Origin of the sequence: Streptomyces finlayi, from assembly GCF_014216315.1 — a bacterium.
Lineage (GTDB): Bacteria > Actinomycetota > Actinomycetes > Streptomycetales > Streptomycetaceae > Streptomyces > Streptomyces finlayi_A.
This window is the reverse complement of record NZ_CP045702.1, coordinates 6,199,157-6,215,228: the sequence shown is the minus strand read 5'-3', so window position 1 is coordinate 6,215,228 and position 16,072 is coordinate 6,199,157. Positions and strand designations below refer to the sequence as shown.

Annotated in this window: 10 protein-coding genes; 5 read left to right on the top strand and 5 right to left on the bottom strand. The window is 70.5% G+C overall.

The annotated features are described in order from the left end of the window. Window positions 1–148: 148 nt before the first annotated feature. Window positions 149–1,666, bottom strand: coding sequence for a 30S ribosomal protein S1 (rpsA, locus tag F0344_RS28390; RefSeq protein ID WP_185301472.1), 1,518 nt, complete (start codon window positions 1,664–1,666; stop codon window positions 149–151). Window positions 1,667–2,033: 367 nt separating this feature from the next. Here rpsA and F0344_RS28385 point away from each other — a divergent pair, with 367 nt between their 5' ends. Together F0344_RS28385 and hrpB are read left to right on the top strand one after the other, a co-directional pair. Next, window positions 2,034–2,846 carry a class I SAM-dependent methyltransferase gene (locus F0344_RS28385; protein ID WP_185301471.1) on the top strand — a complete coding sequence of 271 codons (813 nt, stop codon included), beginning with the start codon at window positions 2,034–2,036 and terminating at the stop codon, window positions 2,844–2,846. Window positions 2,847–3,002: 156 nt separating this feature from the next. Next, complete coding sequence (gene hrpB / locus F0344_RS28380; RefSeq protein ID WP_185301470.1) at window positions 3,003–5,504, top strand: ATP-dependent helicase HrpB; 2,502 nt, start codon at window positions 3,003–3,005, stop codon at window positions 5,502–5,504. Here the strand turns inward: hrpB and F0344_RS28375 are convergent. The 3 genes from F0344_RS28375 to F0344_RS28365 all read right to left on the bottom strand — a co-directional run bounded on the left by F0344_RS28375 (window position 5,491) and on the right by F0344_RS28365 (window position 8,572). Further along, window positions 5,491–6,474 (bottom strand): DUF3068 domain-containing protein, encoded by a 984-nt coding sequence (locus F0344_RS28375; protein ID WP_185301469.1) that lies wholly within the window; start codon window positions 6,472–6,474, stop codon window positions 5,491–5,493. The genes hrpB and F0344_RS28375 overlap by 14 nt on opposite strands. Window positions 6,475–6,530: 56 nt before the next feature. Next, window positions 6,531–6,668, bottom strand: coding sequence for an SPW_0924 family protein (locus tag F0344_RS28370; protein WP_185301468.1), 138 nt, complete (start codon window positions 6,666–6,668; stop codon window positions 6,531–6,533). A gap of 176 nt (window positions 6,669–6,844) precedes the next feature. Continuing rightward, window positions 6,845–8,572 (bottom strand): lytic transglycosylase domain-containing protein, encoded by a 1,728-nt coding sequence (locus F0344_RS28365; RefSeq protein ID WP_185301467.1) that lies wholly within the window; start codon window positions 8,570–8,572, stop codon window positions 6,845–6,847. Between the two features lie 197 nt (window positions 8,573–8,769). On the opposite strand from F0344_RS28365, the gene F0344_RS28360 reads away from it, so the two are divergent. After that, on the top strand, window positions 8,770–9,651 hold the full coding sequence (locus F0344_RS28360) for a DUF4184 family protein (RefSeq protein WP_185301466.1): 882 nt from the start codon (window positions 8,770–8,772) through the stop codon (window positions 9,649–9,651). Window positions 9,652–9,797: 146 nt separating this feature from the next. Here F0344_RS28360 and polA read toward each other — a convergent pair whose 3' ends face one another. After that, the gene (gene polA / locus F0344_RS28355; protein ID WP_185301465.1) at window positions 9,798–12,509 is read right to left on the bottom strand and encodes a DNA polymerase I; all 2,712 of its coding nucleotides are present in this window, start codon (window positions 12,507–12,509) and stop codon (window positions 9,798–9,800) included. 150 nt (window positions 12,510–12,659) lie between these two features. On the opposite strand from polA, the gene F0344_RS28350 reads away from it, so the two are divergent. Further along, window positions 12,660–14,933 (top strand): FdhF/YdeP family oxidoreductase, encoded by a 2,274-nt coding sequence (locus tag F0344_RS28350; protein WP_185301464.1) that lies wholly within the window; start codon window positions 12,660–12,662, stop codon window positions 14,931–14,933. A 174-nt stretch (window positions 14,934–15,107) separates the two neighbouring features. Continuing rightward, a complete protein-coding gene (locus F0344_RS28345; protein WP_185301463.1) occupies window positions 15,108–15,578 on the top strand; it encodes a PaaI family thioesterase in 471 nt (156 codons plus the stop codon). Window positions 15,579–16,072 lie beyond the last annotated feature (494 nt).

Here is a 16,072-nt window from a genome sequence, read left to right as displayed (position 1 = left end):
TCAGCTTCCCGCACGCCCCGCACATGTCACGCCGTAAGGCCTCGGAGAGCCCCGGATACATGAGTGAGGCCCGCCCCCCGAAGGGAGCGGGCCTCACTCAGTGCTCTACAGCTACAGCTACTGCCGATGAGCGACCGGGGTCAGAGCGTCAGCTCTGGCCGCCCGCCAGCTTCTCGCGCAGCGCGGCCAGTGCCTCGTCCGACGCCAGGGCGCCGGAGTTGTCATCGGACTCCGAGGAGTACGAGCCGCCGCCGCCACCGGTGCCACCCGAGGCAGCCGGAGCGCTGCCGGCCGGGGCGGCAGCGCCCTCGGCAGCAGCGGCCTCGTCGGCCTCGCGGGACTTGATGACCTGGGCCTGGTGCTGCTCGAAGCGCTGCTGCGCCTCGGCGTACTGCGTCTCCCAGACCTCGCGCTGAGCCTCGAAGCCCTCGAGCCAGTCGTTGGTCTCGGGGTCGAAGCCCTCGGGGTAGATGTAGTTGCCCTGGTCGTCGTACGACGCGGCCATGCCGTACAGCGTCGGGTCGAACTCGACCGAGGCCGGGTCGCCACCGAAGGACTCGTTGGCCTGCTTCAGCGAGAGACTGATGCGACGGCGCTCGAGGTCGATGTCGATGACCTTGACGAAGATCTCGTCGTTGACCTGGACGACCTGCTCCGGGATCTCCACGTGGCGCTCGGCCAGCTCGGAGATGTGAACCAGACCCTCGATGCCCTCGTCGACGCGCACGAACGCACCGAACGGAACGAGCTTCGTGACCTTACCCGGGACGACCTGACCGATCTGGTGCGTCCGGGCGAACTGCTGCCACGGGTCTTCCTGCGTCGCCTTGAGCGACAGGGACACGCGCTCGCGGTCCATGTCCACGTCGAGAACCTCGACGGTGACTTCCTGGCCGACCTCGACAACCTCGGACGGGTGATCGATGTGCTTCCAGGACAGCTCGGAGACGTGCACGAGACCGTCGACGCCACCCAGGTCCACGAAGGCACCGAAGTTGACGATCGAGGAGACGACGCCGGAGCGGACCTGACCCTTCTGCAGGGTCGTGAGGAACGTCTGGCGAACCTCGGACTGCGTCTGCTCGAGCCAGGCGCGGCGGGACAGGACCACGTTGTTGCGGTTCTTGTCCAGCTCGATGATCTTGGCCTCGAGCTCCTTGCCCACGTAGGGCTGGAGGTCGCGGACACGACGCATCTCGACGAGGGAGGCCGGCAGGAAGCCACGGAGGCCGATGTCGAGGATGAGACCACCCTTGACGACCTCGATGACGGTACCGGTGACGATCCCGTCTTCTTCCTTGATCTTCTCGATGGTGCCCCAGGCACGCTCGTACTGAGCGCGCTTCTTCGAGAGGATCAGGCGGCCTTCCTTGTCCTCCTTCTGGAGAACCAGGGCCTCGATCTCGTCGCCGACCTTGACGACCTCGTTCGGGTCGACGTCGTGCTTGATCGAGAGCTCGCGGCTCGGGATGACGCCTTCGGTCTTGTAACCGATGTCGAGGAGAACCTCGTCCCGGTCAACCTTGACGATGACGCCGTCAACGATGTCGCCATCGTTGAAGTACTTGATCGTCGCGTCGATCGCCGCGAGGAACGCGTCCGCGTCGCCGATGTCGTTGACCGCAACCTGCGGAGTGGTGGCGGTGGTCTCGGTGCTGCTCGTCATGTGGGAAAGGGCTCCGGTACGGACAGAGAGTCGTAGGTACTGCTACGCCGTAAGCCCGTATCGCCTCTGCAGAAGCCGGACAGCCTGGAAAGCGACCAACCCGTTGTACGGGCGCCGCCTCGACAACCGAGGGGACATGCAACAGACGCGAGCGCGGCCTGCTAGGTCTGAGGCGCGCAGGCTCGCAGCGCAACTTGTAGCATACGGGGGCAGCCGGACAGGGTCAATGCGCGAAGGCGCACACCCGGGGCACAAGGGCCCATTCCCGGCACATTTCATGTTCACCGAGGCCACATCGGCCACGGCGAGGTGTCTCACGCACGCCCGCGTGTGCGGCGGGTGAAGGCAAACTACAGCGACGGGCACGATGAGCCAAGAGATCCATGACGCCGAACCGGAAGCGACGCGCCGCAACGCCGGAGAATCGGAAAGCAGCCGGGCAAGTCGCGGCTGGTGGGACCGGAACGCCGACGAGTACCAGAGCGATCACGGGGCCTTCCTCGGGGACGACCGCTTCGTCTGGGGACCGGAGGGACTCGACGAGGCCGACTCGGCACTGCTCGGCCCCGCCGAGTCGCTGAAGGGCCTGGACGTCCTGGAGATCGGCGCCGGCGCCGCCCAGTGCTCCCGCTGGCTGGCCGCCCAGGGTGCGCGTCCGGTGGCCCTGGACCTCTCCCACCGCCAGCTCCAGCACGCGCTCCGCATCGGTGAGGGCCTCCCGCTCGTCGAGGCGGACGCGGGGAAGCTGCCGTTCCGGGACGCTTCCTTCGACCTGGCCTGCTCGGCCTACGGCGCCGTCCCCTTCGTCGCCGATCCCGTACAGGTGTTCCGGGAGGTGCGCAGGGTGCTGCGGCCCGGCGGCCGGTGGGTGTTCTCGGTGACCCACCCGATCCGCTGGGCGTTCCCGGACGAGCCCGGCCCCGAGGGCCTGTCGGTCGCCGCGTCGTACTTCGACCGTGTCCCCTATGTGGAACAGGACGAAGAGGGCGACGCCGTGTACGTCGAGCACCACAGGACACTCGGTGACCGGGTGCGGGACGTGGTGGCGGGCGGCTTCCGGCTGGTCGATCTCGTCGAGCCGGAGTGGCCCGCGTGGAACAGCCAGGAGTGGGGCGGCTGGTCCCCTCTGCGCGGCAACCTCATCCCCGGGACGGCGATCTTCGTCTGCGAACGGGACTGACGCCACCCTGGCGAGCGGTACCGACCCGTCCCTGGCGAGCGGGACCACCCGTCCCTGGCCGGGACCGACCCGCAGGGGACGTGGGCCGTCCCTGCCCCGTGGGGCTGCCCCTCCCTGGCGTACCGGGCTGTCGGTGCGGCGTACGAGACTGGGGGCGTGATCCGTACCGACGCGCTGGACCAGTTGCCCGTACGTACCGCTGTGCCCGCCCTGGAGCGGGCGCTCGACGAGCGGGGCGTCGCCGTGCTCTGCGCGCCCCCCGGCACCGGCAAGACGACCCTCGTTCCGCTGGTCCTGGCCGGACTGACCGGTCCGGGCCCGGTGCGGCGGGTCGTCGTCGCCGAGCCCCGGCGGATCGCCGCGCGGGCCGCGGCCCGGCGGATGGCCTGGCTGCTCGGTGAGCAGCCGGGCGGCCGGGTGGGATTCACGGTCCGCGGGGAGCGGGTGGTGGGGCGCGACACAGTGGTGGAGGTCGTCACCACCGGAGTGCTCCTCCAGCGGCTCCAGCGCGACCAGGAGCTCGCCGGGACCGATGTGGTGATCATCGACGAGTGCCACGAACGGCATCTCGACGCGGACACCGTCGCCGCGTTCCTGCTCGACGTACGGGCCGCCCTGCGGCCGGACCTGCGGCTGCTGGCCGCCTCGGCGACGACCGACGCGGAGGGCTGGGCGCGACTGCTCGGTGACGCCCCGGTCGTGGAGGCGCAGGGGGTGTCACATCCGGTGGAGGTCGTATGGGCACCGCCGCCCCGCCCGGTGAGACCGCCGCACGGGCTCAGGGTCGATCCGGCGCTGCTGACGCATGTCGCCTCGGTGGTGCGCCGGGCGCTCGCGGAGCGTGCGGGGGACGTGCTCTGTTTCCTGCCCGGGGTCGGTGAGATCGGGCGCGTCGCGGGGCAGCTCAGCGGGGTGTCCGCCGAGGTGCTCCAGGTGCACGGGCGGGCTCCGGCCGCCGTGCAGGACGCGGTGCTGGCCGGTTCGTCCGGTGTGCGCCGGGTGGTGCTGGCGACCTCGGTCGCCGAGTCGTCGCTGACGGTGCCCGGAGTGCGGGTCGTCGTCGACTCGGGCCTCGCCAGGGAACCCCGTACCGACCATGCGCGGGGCCTGAGCGCCCTGACGACCGTACGCGCCTCGCAGGCAGCAGGGCGGCAGCGGGCGGGGCGGGCCGAGCGCGAGGCTCCGGGAGCGGTGTACCGGTGCTGGGAACAGGCCGAGGACGGGCGCCTCGCACGCTTCCCCTCACCGGAGATCAAGGTCGCCGACCTCGCGGCGTTCGCGTTGCAGGCGGCGTGCTGGGGCGATCCCGGGGCCTCGGGGCTGGCGCTGCTCGATCCGCCGCCGGCCGGGGCGATGGGCGCGGCCCGGGAGGTACTGACGGCGGTGGGCGCGGTGGACGCGGCGGGGCGGGTGACCGACCGGGGCGTGCGGATGTCCCGGCTCGGCCTGCACCCCCGGCTGGCACGGGCCCTGCTGGACGGGGCCGCCGAGGTGGGCGGGCACCGCGCGGCCGAGGTGGTGGCGCTGCTGAGCGAGGAGCCGCCCCGGGAGTACGGGGACGATCTGGCGGCGGCCCTGCGTACCGCACGGCGTGGACAGGACGGATACGCGGCGCGCTGGCGGCAGGAGGTGCGGCGGCTGTCGTCCTCCCTGGGGGAGTCGGCGAACAAAGCCTCCGGGTCCGACGACGCGGCGGCCGGGCTGGTCGCGGCTCTGGCGTTTCCGGAGCGGGTGGCGCGGGCGCGGGGCGAGGGAACGTTCCTGATGGCGTCGGGGACGGGAGCGGAGCTCCGTGAGGGTTCACGGCTGCGCAGCGCGCCCTGGCTCGCGGTCGCGGTCGCGGACCGGCCCGCGCACTCGGCGTCCGCGCGCGTACGGCTGGCCGCCGTCGTCGACGAGGACACCGCGCGGCTGGCAGCCGGGCATCTGCGGTTCTCGGGCGAGGAGGTGCGCTGGGTGGACGGTGATGTCGTGGCCCGGTCCGTGGAGCGGCTCGGGGCCGTCGAACTGTGGGTGCGCGGCCTGAAGCAGCCGAAGCCCGAACTGGTGCGCGGGGCGTTGCTCGATGGGCTGCGGCGCGAGGGCACCGGGCTGCTGCGGTGGAGCCGGGACAGCGAACAGCTCCGGTCGCGGCTGGCCTTCCTGCACCGGGAGCTGGGGGCGCCGTGGCCCGACGTGGCGGACGAGGCCCTGCTGGAGCGTGCCGATGAGTGGCTGGAGCCCGAGCTGTCGCGGGCGCGGAGGCGTTCGGACCTGGCGCGGATCGACGCCGGGCAGGCCGTGCGGCGGCTGCTGCCCTGGGCGACGGGTGAGGCGGCCCGGCTCGACGAGCTGGCACCGGAGCGCATCGAGGTGCCGAGCGGATCCCGTATCCGGGTCGAGTACGGCGGGACGCAGCCCGTACTCGCGGTGAAGCTCCAGGAACTGTTCGGGCTGCGGGAGACGCCCCGGGTGGCCGGGGTGCCCGTACTGGTCCATCTCCTGTCCCCCGCCGGGCGTCCGGCGGCGGTCACGGCGGATCTGGCGTCGTTCTGGCGCGAGGGCTACAAGGCCGTCCGCGCCGAGCTGCGCGGCCGGTACCCGAAGCATCCGTGGCCCGAGGACCCGACGACGGTCGAGGCGACCCGCTTCACCTCGGCGCGGCTCAGGCGGGAGTAGCGTCCGGCCCCGGCGAGGGTGCGCCGGGACGGCGGGAGCGCGCTTCCAGCCAGAGGGCGAGCGCCAGGAGTCCGGTGGAGAGGAACAGGAAGCCCCACGGCAGGTACGAGGTCAGCAGGAGGATCAGGACGCGCTGGGACCTGACCAGCTCGACGGTGTCCACGATGTAGTCCTCGCGCATCTTCACATGCCCGGCGAACGCGGTGACGGTGTCCTCGGACATCCCCATCTTCTTCGCGTCGCGCAGTTCCTCGCGGTGGATCTCCTCGCCGTTGACGGGCGCTCCGGTGACCGGATCGACCCAGAACATGCGCTTGGTGGTGTACCAGCGGGTCATGCCCGTCTTGGCCACCTGCGCCGCGGTGATCCCCTTGACGGGCATCTTCTTCGGCATCGGGACCCGGGTCCACGGGATGGTCTGCTCGAAGTAGTAGACGTCCATGCCGCGGAAGGTGCGGGTGCCCTTGTAGTGGATGGGCGCGGTCGTACGGCTCTGGGCGTCGAAGTACTCGTAGTCACGCTTCTCGGTGAGGAAGGGCCACTTGTACTCGATGCCCTCGCGGCGGACCGGATCGCCGTCGACCATTTCGCCGGTGGCGTGGACGGGGTCCTGGCTGTGTGCGTCGAAGATGTAGCGCTCGGGGATCTGGGAGACCATCTTGCCGTCGGGGCCCTCGATGTAGGAGAGCGAGTCCCAGACGACGACATCGCGTCCCGCGCCGCGCTCGATCTTCTCGGACTCCTCCACGTTGCCCTTGAGGGTCTGCACGATGGTCACCTTCTCGACCTGCTCGGACCTGAGAGTGCCGTAGTCGAGAAGGGTGGCGGGCTTCGCCTCCAGGACCATCTCCTGGTACTGGCCCGGCGGGACCTTCGCCAGCCTCGGGAAGGCGTACCAGCGCAGCAGTGGTGACATGGCGGCGAAGAAGACGGCGAAGGCCAGGAGTACGAGGCCGGCTCGGCGGCGCATGGTGGTGTCCTCCCTCTGTGTGCTGCCCGGGTGTGCCGCGGGCGGGTGCTTTCGCGTTACCTCTTGGGTCCCGGAACCGTGGTCAGCAGGGGTTTGGGCGAGGTCTCGCCGGGTGGCGCTCCGATCGCGGTGACGGTGAACACGAGCGCGAGGGCTGCGGCCAGTCCGATGGCCGCGGCGACGAGGGCACGCATGGCTCGGCCTCCCGGAGAACACGGATCTGATGAAGCGTCAGGGTTGGGCACCGTAGCAACAGAGGCGTGAGATGAGAACACGCGGGCGCGAGGCGGGGGCAGAAAGGCGGCAAGCACGGCCGCCCCTCCGCCCGCGAGGGCGGAGGGGCGGCCGTGCTTGCCGAGGCGGGCAGTGGTCAGGACACCGTGAGCACGATGTCGAGCGTGGCACCGCCCTCGGTGGTGAGACGCAGCGTGTACGTACCCGGGGTGCTGTCGGCGTGGATCACCGGCAGGGTCAGCAGGCCGCCCGCATCGGTCGTGAGGCCCTGAAGGGTGCGTACGGGGACACCGCCCTCGCCCTCGAAGTACGGACCCTTGCCGTTCGCGGCCGGCTGCTCCGCGTCGGTGATCATCGTGGCGGTGACAGCCACTCCGGCGGCCGCGGCGCCCTTGTGGGTCGCCTTGACCTGCACGGCTTCGAACCGCTCCCCGGCGGCGGCCGTCACGGCCGCTTCCCCGGTCCTGGCGAGGGCATCGGCCTGGCGGGCGGTGACCGTCGCACCGAAGGTCAGCGTGCGCGGATTGGTGGTGCCCGCGACGGCCGTCACCTTGAACGCACCGGTCCGCTCGCCCGCTCGCAGCACCGGGGAGGTCACCGTACCGTCGGCCCCGGTGCGCAGCGTGATGGCGGTCAGCCCGCCGGTGAAGCGCGTGTCGGTGTCACCGGTGATGGTGAAGGTCACGGACGCCTTGGCGAGCGGGGCACCGAGGGTGTTCCTCGCCCGCACACCGACCCGCTCGCCGAACGCCTGGCCCGCCGTAGCGGTCAGCGGGCCCGTGCCGGCGTTCTCCAGGCTGCCGAGCGTCGGCGGCCGCGTAGGGCCGGGGGTGGTCGGCGGCGTCGTGGTGGGAGGCGTCGTCGTGGGCGGGGTGGTGGGAGGAGCGGTGGGCGGCGGCGTGGGGCCGGGAGTGGCCGGGCCACCGGTCGTCGGCGGCTTCGGGTTCGGGCTCTCGGCTCCGCCGGGAGCACCGGACGCGGGCGGCGTGGGCGAAGGACTCGCCGAACCGCCGCCGCTGCCGCCGCTGCCGCCGCTGTTGCCACGGGGGCCGGCCGGCAGGACTCCGCTGCCGTCGGGAACCTCGTGCGTGCCGCGCTTGTAGTAGTCGAACCAGGAGCGCACCGTCTGCAGGTACTCGCGCGACTGGTTGTAGCTCAGCACCGCCCGGTCGAGGTCGGTGGCGACCGACAGGTCTCGGGGACCGGCACAGAGATAGAGACCGGCCGCGAGTGCGGCGTCGTAGATGTTGTTGGGGTTCTTGCGCCCGTCGCCGTTGCCATCCTGGCCCCAGGCCGCCCATGTGGAGGGGATGAACTGCATCGGGCCGACCGCGCGGTCGTGGGTGGCGTCGCCGTCGAACGCCCCGCCATCGGTGTCCTTGATGAGGGCGAAGCCCTGGCCGTTGAGAGCCGGTCCGAGGATCGGGGAGTAGGTGGTGCCGTCCGCGTCGACGCGGCCGCCGCGTGCCTGCCCCGACTCGACCTTGCCGATCGCCGCGAGGAGCTGCCACGGCAGACGGCAGGCGGCGTCGCTCCCGGCGACGGACTGCTCGGCCTTCTTGTACGCGGCCAGGATCGAGGCGGGTATCCCGGCTTCCGCGCTGCCGGTGACCGGCAGATTCACGGAGGCGCCCGGCTTGTCGGGCGTGGTGAGCGGCGGAAGGTCCGTGTGGTAAGGCGAGTTGCCCGTGGCCGCGCTGTCACCGGGCGACGAGGAACCGGCCGTCTTCTGGTCCCCGCTGCCCGCGTCGTCGGCCAGTGGTGCGCCGGGGCCCTGTGAGGCGGTGAGGGCTGCCACGGCGGCGGCGGCCACCGCTGTGGTGGTGGCCCCCCTGCGCAGTCGGTGGCCGAATTGCGCTGCCATACGTTCTGGTCCCTCCCCGTCGACGGCTGCTCGCACTCCCCAGCGCGAGAACTCAGGCGACCCTACGACAACTCCTGCCGCCCGGACACCGTGCATTGACCGGTTCTTACCGTATTTTCACCTTCCAGACAGCAAGTTGTACGGCATGCCGTGAGTGGGGTACAGGGCGCCCGGAGAGCTCGCCCATACTTGCGCCCATGCCGTTCACGCTCAGTCATGCCGCCGCCGTGCTGCCGGGAATCCGCAGGACGGGCACCGGGCGCGGTCCGCTCGTCGCCTCGGCCCTCGTCGCCGGTTCGTTCGCACCCGATGTGACCTACTACGCGGACACCGCGATCCCAGGAGCGATGGAGTTCGGTCAAGTGACGCACGCCGTATGGGGTGTGTTCACCGTGGACGTCCTCATCGCCGCGATGCTGGTGGCGCTCTGGCTGCTGCTGCGTGAGCCACTGGTGGCGCTGCTGCCCACCCGCCGACAGGGACGGGTCTACGCGTTCCTGCGGGGGCAGCCGCGGGAACCCGGCCGTCCACGGCCCCTTGCAGCACTCCGGTTCGCGCTGTCCGCGGCCATCGGAGCGGCCACCCATGTCGGCTGGGACGCGTTCACCCATCACGACCGGTGGGGAACGGAGCTGATCCCGGCACTCAACGCAAGCGTGGCGGGCTTCCCCGCCTACCAGGTCCTGCAGTACGGAAGTTCGGCGGTGGCGCTGACGGGGATCATCTGGTTCACGGTATCGGCGCTGCGTCGCACCGGGACGGCCCCGGTGCCGGACGCTGTGCCCGAACTGGGCCGGCGCGAGCGGTGGTTTGCCTGCGGGCTGCTGGCCCTCTGCGTACTCCTCGGCGTCATCCACCGCTGCGCACGCTGGTACGCCTACTTCGGGCAGATCTCCACGCCGCTCGACATCATCCCGACCGCCTGCTTCGGCGCCGGGGCCGGGCTGGCGGCCGGACTCGTGCTGTACGGGGTGTGGATGCGGCTGCGGAGCGACGGGCGCCCCGGACGCACCGCACGCACCGCACGCACCGCACGCACCGCACGCACCGCACGCACCGGGGATACGAGCCCGGTCTGACGGAACGCTCCCGTCCGGGAACCCGCTGATCCAGCCGGCCCGCCGCTGCCCCCGCCCCGCTGCTGCCCTCAACCCCGTTGAAGGCACCGACGCGTGACCCGCCCGGCCGTGCCGGAGGCCGGGGCTCGTCGCCCCGGCCCCGTGCGTCAGTGCGCGGCGGACTCCCAGTCCGGGCCCACGCCGACCGAGACGTCCAGCGGGGCACGCAGCTCCACCGCCGTCGCCATCTCATGGCGCAGGATCTTCTCGACCCGCTCACGTTCGCCCCGCGCGATCTCCAGGACGATTTCGTCGTGGACCTGGAGCAGCATCCGCGACTCCAGCTTCGCCTCGGTCAGGGCCCGGTCCACATGAAGCATCGCGACCTTGACGATGTCGGCGGCCGTCCCCTGGATGGGAGCGTTGAGCGCCATCCGCTCGGCCGTCTCCCGACGCTGACGGTTGTCGCTGTTCAGGTCGGGGAGGTAACGGCGGCGACCGAAGACCGTCTCGGTGTATCCGGTGGCCCTGGCCTCCTCGACGACCCGGTGCAGATAGTCACGGACTCCGCCGAAGCGCTCGAAGTAGGTGTCCATCAGACCGCGCGCCTCACCGGCCTCGATGTTCAGCTGCTGGGACAGACCGAACGCGGAGAGCCCGTAGGCCAGCCCGTACGACATGGCCTTGATCTTGCGGCGCATCTCCGCGTCGACGGCGGACTTCTCGACGCCGAACACCTGCGAGGCGACCGTGGTGTGCAGGTCCTCCCCCGAGGTGAACGCCTCGATCAGACCCGCGTCCTCCGACAGGTGCGCCATCACGCGCAGTTCGATCTGGCTGTAGTCGGCCGTCATCAGCGAGTCGAAGCCCTCGCCCACGACGAAGCCGCGGCGGATCGCCCGGCCCTCGTCCGTACGGACCGGGATGTTCTGGAGGTTCGGGTCGGTGGAGGAGAGCCGGCCCGTCGCCGCGACCGTCTGGTTGAACGTGGTGTGGATCCGGCCGTCCGCCGCGATCGTCTTGACCAGACCCTCGACCGTGACCCTGAGCTTCGCCTGCTCGCGGTGGCGCAGCATGATGACCGGCAGCTCGTGCTCGGTCTGCGCGGCCAGCCAGGCCAGGGCGTCGGCGTCCGTGGTGAACCCGGTCTTCGTCTTCTTCGTCTTCGGCAGGCCCAGCTCGCCGAAGAGGACTTCCTGAAGCTGCTTGGGCGACCCGAGGTTGAACTCGCGGCCCACCGCGGCGTGCGCCTCCTTCACCGCCTGCTGCACCGCACCGGCGAACTGCTGCTCCATGCCCTCCAGATGGGCACGGTCGGCGGCGATGCCGTGCCGCTCCAGCCGGGCCAGGAGGATCGAGGTGGGCAACTCCATGTCGTGCAGCAGCTCAAGGGCGCCGACCTCCTTCAGCCGCACCGTGAACGCGTCACCGAGGTCGAGAATCGCTCGGGCCTGCGCCATCAGGGCGTCGGCCTCGGCCTGGTCGTCGGCGCCGAAGGCCAGCTGTCCGTCACCCGCGGCGGCGGGAGCGAGCTCACGGCCGAGATACTCCACGGCCAACGCGTCCAGCGCGAAGGAACGGCGGCCCGGCTTGACCAGGTACGCGGCGAGCGCGGTGTCCATCGCGACACCCTCGATCTGCCAGCCCTGGTCCGGGAAGACCCGCATGGCGCTCTTCGCGTTGTGCAGCACCTTCGGCCGCTTCGGGTCCGCGAGCCAGGCCGCGAACGCCTGCTCGTCGGCCTCGTCCAGCCGCGCCGGGTCGATCCAGGCGGCCGCCCCGTCGGCCGCGGCGAGCGCGACCTCCGTCACCGTGCCCGTCCCCAGGGCCCAGGTGTCGACCGAGGCGACGCCGAGCGGCTGACCCCCGTGGGCCGCCAGCCAGGGCGCCACGTCGCCCGCGCCCAGCACCGCACCGTCCAGCTCGACACCCGCCGCGGGCGCCGGGCTCTCGCCCTCGACGGCGCCCGGGTCGACGGCCAGCAGCCGCTCACGCAGGCTCGGGTTACGGATCTCCAGAACATCCAGCACCCCGGTGACCGCCGTGCGGTCGTACGGAGCACGCTCCAGGTCCAGCGGGCCCTTCGGCAGCGCCACGTCACGGACCATCTCGGTCAGCCGCCGGTTCATCTTCACCGCGTCCAGATGATCACGGAAATTCTGGCCCGCCTTGCCCTTGACCTCCTCGGCACGCGCCACCAGGTCGCCGAACGAACCGAACTGGTTGATCCACTTCGCGGCCGTCTTCTCACCCACACCCGGAATACCCGGAAGGTTGTCCGACGGGTCACCGCGCAGCGCCGCGAAATCCGGATACTGCTGAGGCGTGAGCCCGTACTTCTCCTCGACCTTGGCCGGCGTGAAGCGCGTCAGCTCCGAGACACCCTTGGTCGGATACAGCACCGTCACGTTGTCCGTGATCAGCTGGAACGAATCCCGGTCACCGGTGACGATCAGCACCTCGAAGCCCGCCGCCTCCGCCTGCGTCGCCAGCGTCGCGATGACGTCGTCGGCCTCGAAGCCGTCGATCGCGAACCGGTCGGCACGCATCGCGTCCAGGAGCTCACCGATCAGCTCGACCTGCCCCTTGAACTCGTCAGGAGTCTTGGAGCGGTTCGCCTTGTACTCCGGGAACTCCTGTGCGCGCCACGTCTTGCGGGACACGTCGAACGCCACCGCGAAATGCGTGGGCGCCTCGTCGCGCAGCGTGTTCGCCAGCATCGACGCGAAGCCGTACACGGCGTTCGTCGGCTGCCCCGTCCCCGTCGTGAAATTCTCCGCGGGCAGCGCAAAAAACGCCCGGTACGCCAGGGAGTGCCCGTCCATCAGGAGCAGGCGCGGTCGGTTGTCTGCCGTCTTCTTCGATGCCGTCTCAGCCACACACCCGATCCTGCCACGGCCCACTGACAATCCGGACCGGGCACGGCACCGCACAGCCCGTATCGCACTGTGCGAGGGCCCCTGTCGGTGACGCGTGACAGGATCGTGAGCAGGCAGGAACACCCACAGGCAGGCTCAAAGGGGAGCATCATGGCCACCAGGCCCCCGACCGGTGACCCGGTCCAGGACGCGCCGCAGGTCGAAGCGGTCCAGCACTCGGCGGCCGGGCTGCCCGCCGTCGCCCACACCCTGCGCGTCGCCCAGCAGCAGATGGGCGTGCGCCGTACCGCGCAGACACTCCTCAAGGTCAACCAGAAGGACGGCTTCGACTGCCCCGGCTGCGCCTGGCCCGAAGGCGACAAGCGCCACACCGCCGAATTCTGCGAGAACGGCGCGAAGGCCGTCGCCGAAGAGGCCACCCTGCGCCGCGTCACCCCCGAGTTCTTCGCCACCCACCCCGTCGCGGACCTCGCCACCCGCAGCGGCTACTGGCTGGGACAGCAGGGCCGGATCACCCAGCCGATGTACCTGCCCGAAGGCGCCGAGCGGTACGAGGCGGTCCCCTGGGAGCATGCCTTCGCGATCATCGCCGAGGAACTGAAGGCGCTCACCTCCCCCGACGAGGCCCTGTTCTACACCTCCGGCCGCACGAGCAACGAAGCCGCCTTCCTGCTCCAGCTCTTCGCCCGGGAGTTCGGCACCAACAACCTCCCGGACTGCTCGAACATGTGCCACGAGTCGTCCGGCTCCGCACTCACCGAGACGATCGGGATCGGCAAGGGCAGCGTCTCCCTGGAAGACCTCCACCACGCCGACCTGATCATCGTCGCCGGTCAGAACCCGGGAACGAACCATCCCCGCATGCTCTCCGCCCTGGAACAGGCCAAGTCGGCGGGCGCGAAGATCATCTCGGTGAATCCGCTGCCCGAAGCCGGCCTGGAACGCTTCAAGAACCCGCAGACCCCCCTCGGCATGATCAAGGGCACCACCCTCACCGACCTGTTCCTCCAGATCCGGCTCGGCGGCGACCAGGCCCTCTTCCGCCTCCTCAACAAGATGATCCTGGAGACCGCAGGCGCCGTCGACGAAACCTTCGTACGTGAACACACCCACGGATACGAGGAGTTCGCGAAGACCGCCCGCACCGCCGACTGGGACACCACGCTCACCGCCACCGGCCTCGACCGCACCGCGATCGAAGAAGCCCTGACGATGATCCTCGCCTCCGAGCGCACCATCGTCTGCTGGGCCATGGGCCTCACCCAGCACAAACACGCGGTACCCACCATCCGCGAAGTGGTCAACTTCCTCCTGCTCCGCGGCAACATCGGCCGCCCCGGCGCCGGCGTATGCCCCGTACGCGGCCACTCCAACGTCCAGGGCGACCGCACCATGGGCATCTTCGAACGGCCCCCGGCCGCCTTCCTCGACGCCCTCGACAAAGAATTCGGCATCACCTCGCCCCGCCACCACGGCTACGACGTCGTGCGCTCCATCCAGGCCCTGCGCGACGGCGACGCCAAGGTCTTCTTCGCCATGGGCGGCAACTTCGTCGCGGCGACACCCGACACCACCGTCACCGAGGCCGCCATGCGCCGCGCCCGCCTCACCGTCCACGTATCGACCAAACTCAACCGCTCGCACACCGTCACCGGCACCCGCGCCCTGATCCTCCCCACCCTCGGGCGCACCGACAAGGACACCCAGGCGAGCGGCAAACAGTTCGTGACGGTCGAGGACTCCATGGGCATGGTCCACTCCTCCCGCGGCAACCTCACCCCCGCCGGCCCCCACCTGCTCTCCGAACCGGCGATCGTCGCCCGGCTCGCCCGCGCCGTCCTCGGCACCGCGTCCGCCACGAACTGGGAAGAGTTCGAGAAGGACTACGGCACGATCCGCGACCGCATCTCCCGCGTCGTCCCCGGCTTCGAGGACTTCAACGCCCGCGTCGCCGTACCCGGCGGCTTCACACTTCCCCACGCCCCACGCGACGAGCGCCGCTTCCCCACCACCACGGGCAAGGCCAACTTCACCGCCGCCCCCGTCGAATACCCCGAACTCCCCGAAGGCCGACTGCTGTTGCAGACCCTTCGCTCCCACGACCAGTACAACACCACGATCTACGGCCTCGACGACCGCTACCGCGGTATCAAGGGCGGACGCCGCATCGTCATGGTCAACCCCGCCGACGCCGAAGCCCTCGGCCTCACCGACGGCGGCTACACCGACCTCGTCAGCGAGTGGAAGGACGGAGTCGAACGACGCGCCCCCGGCTTCCGCGTCGTGCACTACCCGACCGCACGCGGCTGCGCCGCCGCCTACTACCCCGAGACCAACGTGCTCGTCCCGCTCGACGCCACCGCCGACACCAGCAACACCCCGGCCAGCAAGTCCGTCGTCGTGCGCTTCGAGAACACCCGGTGACAGGCACGCGGTGGCGCGCCCGCGCGCGACCCCGGCTCGCACGCGACGTACCTGGTGACGAACGTCGCAGCGGCCACCCACTAAGCGTTCGCTCAGCGGTCTGATAAGAACAGTGCACACATCGAAACAGTGCACACAGCAATCAGTCAGCGCAGACGATCGGAGCCGGACCCCATGGGCGAGCACACCACACCCACGTTCCCCCAGGAGATCATCGCCGAGTACGCCGCACTCGGCATCGACCTCCCCGCCCTCTTCTCCGCCGGACACCTCGGCGAGCGCATGGGCGTCACCGTCGTCGAGGCCTCCCCCGACCGCGTCGTGGGCACCATGCCCGTCGAGGGCAACACCCAGCCCTACGGACTCCTCCACGGCGGCGCCTCCGCCGTCCTCGCCGAGACCCTCGGCTCCATCGGCTCCATGCTGCACGGCGGCAGCACCAAGCTCGCCGTCGGCGTCGACCTGAACTGCACCCACCACCGGGGCGTACGCAGCGGCCTCGTGACCGGCGTCGCCACCCCCGTCCACCGCGGCCGCAGCACCGCCACGTACGAGATCGTCATCACCGACGAACAGGACAAGCGGGTCTGCACCGCCCGCCTCACCTGCCTGCTCCGCGACGCCCCCACCCCCGCCGCCGGATAGGCAACGACAGCCGCACACACCCCTGCCCGACCGGAACGCACCACACATTCCGGCCGGGCGGACCCATATCCCCACCGCCAACAGCCCGTTGACCAGCGACATTCGCCAACTCCCTTGACCCAGAAGCCTGTTCCATGAGGCACTCGTCAGCCACGCGGCGTCACAGCGGCCGGGCACACCTCCCCCGATGTAACCCTGCGTAACGTGCACGCAATGCGAACCCGGGCCCCCGAGGCCGGCACCGGACACCGGCGACGATGCCGCACGCCCGTCGGCACCCCCCGGGTGAGACAGCACCAAGATCACTTCAAGCGCCTTAACGGAGCTGCGCGTTCTCAGCATGCGGTCACTTCTCTGTCAAGCGATAAAGCCGCACATGTCCACACAGGCACCTCAAGCCTTCCTCAAGGGCATAACAAGAGAGTCACATCCTGCCGCTGCCCATCCCGGACCCCCGGCACTGCCCATAGAGTCACGGCCAGTCACCGCGCCGC